Consider the following 3,589-nt stretch of genomic DNA (forward strand, 5'->3'; position numbering starts at 1 on the left):
ATCATTATGCATGTAAATGTTATGCTGATAAATTCATATTTGCCGTTTGTTAATTAATCAATGTAAGGACACATGTTTATGAGTGAAACGGAATACGATTACCCTTCGAGTTACAGCCTAGTTTCCATTACCGATACCTCCAGTTACATCAAATATGCCAGTGAAAACTTTAATGAAGTAGCGGGGTTTGATGAAGGGGAGCTTATCGGTAAACCCCACAATGTTGTGCGTCATCCTGATATGCCAAAACAGGCTTTTAAAGATTTATGGACTCACCTGAAAACTGGCAAACACTGGATGGGAATGGTCAAAAATCGACGTAAAAACGGCGGCTATTATTGGGTTGACGCGTTTGCTTCTCCTATAAAATCTAATGGTGAAGTTGTGGAATACCAATCAGTGAGATTTAAACCTGAGCGTATACACATCCAGCGAGCGGAAAAAGCGTATTCGAAGCTTCGAAATAATCGTAAGCCGTGGAAAATGTATCTTCCTCGTACACGTTTGTGGATGAGATCGGCCTTCTTCCTTTTAATTTCAAACCTTCTTGGCTTACTCATTCTACAAATGAATCAATCACCAGTGATAGCGTTTGGCGTTGTTGCGTTACTTTCCGTTTTCTCTATTTATGTATTAACCAGACCAGTTGAGAAGCTCGCTAAACAGGCTAGGCAAGACTTCAACAATCCACTCATGGAATATATTTATTGCGGAAGAATCAACGATCTGGCTGAGATTGAGCTGGGTATGAAGATGCGTAAGCAATTTGCAAATGCGCTATTGGGGCGCGTTGGCGTGTCTGTAAAAGACTCTTGCGAAGAAACGCGCGCAAGTGCTAACAGTGCTGCGACAAATAGCCAGCAAGTGACGGAGAACTTAAGCGCACAGAAAGTGGAGATTGACTCGGTCGCAACAGCGATCAACGAGATGCAAGCCTCTTCATCTGAGATATCAAATAATGCTCAAGCGACCGCCGAGGCTACGTTAGAAGCGCAAAATACGATGATAGACAGCCGTAGCGTTATCGATAATGTTAACCAATCGGTTTTAGAGTTGGTGGGTGAGCTCGGCGAAATATCTAAAGTGGTCATACGTTTGAACCAACAAACCGAGCAAATTGGAACCGTTGTTGAAGTCATCAATGGTATTGCCGAACAAACTAATTTATTAGCGTTGAACGCTGCAATTGAAGCCGCGAGGGCAGGCGAACAAGGCAGAGGGTTTGCCGTTGTAGCAGATGAAGTGAGAACCTTAGCTAAAAGAACTCAGGAATCGACAACAGAGATTAAATCGGCCATTGAAGGGATTCAAAATGGGAGCAAATCAGCGGTTTCTGCGTTAGAGAAAGGTAATGAAATGTCGACCGGAACGGTAACATTGTTAGGTACTGCTTTGGATAGCATTCAACAATTGGAATCCCTTGTTCAGGACGTCGTCGAACGAAACCAACAAATTGCGGTCGCGATAGAAGAGCAGGTTTATGTAACGGATGAAATAAATGAAAACATCCAGTCGCTTAATTTAAAGTACAGTGAATCGTATGAACTGATGACTGAAACGAATCATATGAACACCAAAGTGCAAAATTGCACCAATGACCTGTCTGAAATGATTAAGAAGTTTGCTTAAACTTTAGAAAATCGAAGTTAAAAGCCCGCTAAACATTAGCGGGCTTTTAACTGGAATATAGTGAAGTGCCGGATTCGTTTACGAGCGAGGATTTCTAAATCTCGTTTTTTAAGAGCTAAAACGACGAAAGCTCGCAATAAATGCGAGCTCTCTAAATAAGTGGCGGAGAGATAGGGATTTGAACCCTATCGCTTGCTAAAAATCTTTCGCAAACCCTTGTATATAAAAGAGTTTTCCACATCTAGTTACGCAAATCGATTGCAAGTGTCTAAGCCAATTGGCTTAGACATAATATTACAGGTCGTTTACAAAAAGTCAATGTAGCGATGTTCAACTCATCTCTGGGTTACCAGACAAGATAAGAAAGACTTAAAACGCAACTAATTTTAAAAAGATTTGGGAATCAATGAGATGCCCTGATAGAAAGCAAAAATAATATTCTACTCTAAAGGTGGGTAGTTTACGCATCCAAAATATTTTCGATTACCTTGAAGGCGAAACTTGTGCTGGTATGAGCTGCATAACCTTGATACGAGTCATCTTTTGATGGATCGGCAAAGTCACAAACTGACTTAATAACCAAAGACTTTGGAGGCGTTGAACTACTCAGTCTCGAAGCTAACATTACACCGTATGCTTCCATTTCAACTCCGACTGTCTCTCGATTATTTCGTTTAATTTCAGCAACGACATTGGGGTCTTCCAACACTACAGCACCTGAGGCCAAAGGCCCTAAATGGGCAGAAAGAGCATAAGAAGGTCTTAAGGAACTAGGCCAATTATTGTAAATTTCGTCTAAGTAATCTCTGTTAGTCGCTAATGTTCGAAGCTTTATCCTCAATGACTCATCAATAATCTCTTGCTTAGGTGCGGCTAAAAACTGAGGCTTACCATCTACTAAAGTTTGTTTACCATTGCCCCAATCCCAACATGTTTCAGCAATAAGTATATCACCAAGCTTCACCTTTCCTTCGATACCTGCTGCTATGCCTGTCATCAAAACGTATTGTGGACTAAATTTAAGGCAAGCCTTCATAGTAATTGAAGCAGCATTAGCCATTCCCATTCCATGACAACAAACAGCTACAATCGATAAGTCATTGCCTTGGCAGCTAGAAATAGTTCCTTTATAGTAAGAACTAGGATCGCTTTTGTCGGGTAATTTTTCCCAACCTACTTGTTGTTTAAGAACAGTTTCTAACTCAGTATGCTCGAGTGCAGTAACAATAACAACATCACAGAAATCACTGTTTGTTGCAGAGTATTGTAGCTGGGAACAAATAGCGCTCTTAATTACGTCAAAATCACCATTAAATAAGTGCAGCAACCATCCTCTAGAGTCAAACTCATTTTTTGATGATTGGAAAGAATCTTGATGTGAAGTGAAACCCAATATATGCTTAGGTTTTTTAATCATAACATTGTCTGCGATATTTCTTAAAAGCTTGACTCCACCATCGGGGTCAATATCTTCTCCCAAAGCTTCTGGTATTTGCAGGTCTAATACGAGTAATTCATATTTTGTACTTTTCAGCTCCATAAGAGCGCATCTTGCAGAAAGTACTGTCTTAATCTCAAAATTAAACTCTTTAAGAGACGCTGCAATTCCTTGTACCTTCTCATAATTATCATCTACGACTAATATCTTCGCTTTGGCCATCGTTATTTACTCTCATTAAGACTTTTAATTCTCGCCTCTAACTCGCTTTTCCAGTTTTCATTTGCTGAGTTGTAGTAAACATGTCCATAATAGAAATCACGGAACTTGCTAACGAAACTGCTTGAAAGACCATCCAGAGCTACAGAACCACCTTCAAATGAAGAAAATTGGGTCACGACTATAACTGGGATTTTAATTGAACGTAGTTTCATCTGTTCCATTAATTCCATACCAGCATAACTTTCAGGAGAGTCATCCATATACGATTCTGATGGATCAAATGCAGGCATACTCATATCC

3 protein-coding genes are annotated in these 3,589 nt (G+C 40.1%); 1 reads left to right on the top strand and 2 read right to left on the bottom strand.

Going from position 1 to position 3,589, the window contains the following annotated elements; all coding sequences use genetic code 11:
- Nucleotides 1–78: 78 nt before the first annotated feature.
- Nucleotides 79–1,629, top strand: a complete 1,551-nt coding sequence (locus CAG68_RS21750) for a methyl-accepting chemotaxis protein (RefSeq protein WP_161441649.1) — start codon at nt 79–81, stop codon at nt 1,627–1,629.
- A 460-nt stretch (nt 1,630–2,089) separates the two neighbouring features.
- Here the strand turns inward: CAG68_RS21750 and CAG68_RS21755 are convergent, their stop codons facing one another.
- A complete protein-coding gene (locus tag CAG68_RS21755; RefSeq protein ID WP_161441650.1) occupies nt 2,090–3,289 on the bottom strand; it encodes a phosphorylase family protein in 1,200 nt (399 codons plus the stop codon).
- Between the two features lie 2 nt (nt 3,290–3,291).
- The coding region (locus CAG68_RS21760; protein WP_237667916.1) for a hypothetical protein at nt 3,292–3,589 on the bottom strand (298 nt) is incomplete at its 5' end.

It is taken from the genome of Vibrio sp. V42_P2S4T144 (genome assembly GCF_009904715.1).
Taxonomy (GTDB): Bacteria; Pseudomonadota; Gammaproteobacteria; order Enterobacterales; family Vibrionaceae; genus Vibrio; species Vibrio alginolyticus.

Bases quoted from the DNA above. Each gene is read 5' to 3' on its own strand.
- CAG68_RS21750 (WP_161441649.1), top strand. From the start codon at position 79: ATGAGTGAAACGGAATACGATTACCCTTCGAGTTACAGCCTAGTTTCC.
- CAG68_RS21755 (WP_161441650.1), bottom strand. From the start codon at position 3,289: ATGGCCAAAGCGAAGATATTAGTCGTAGATGATAATTATGAGAAGGTA.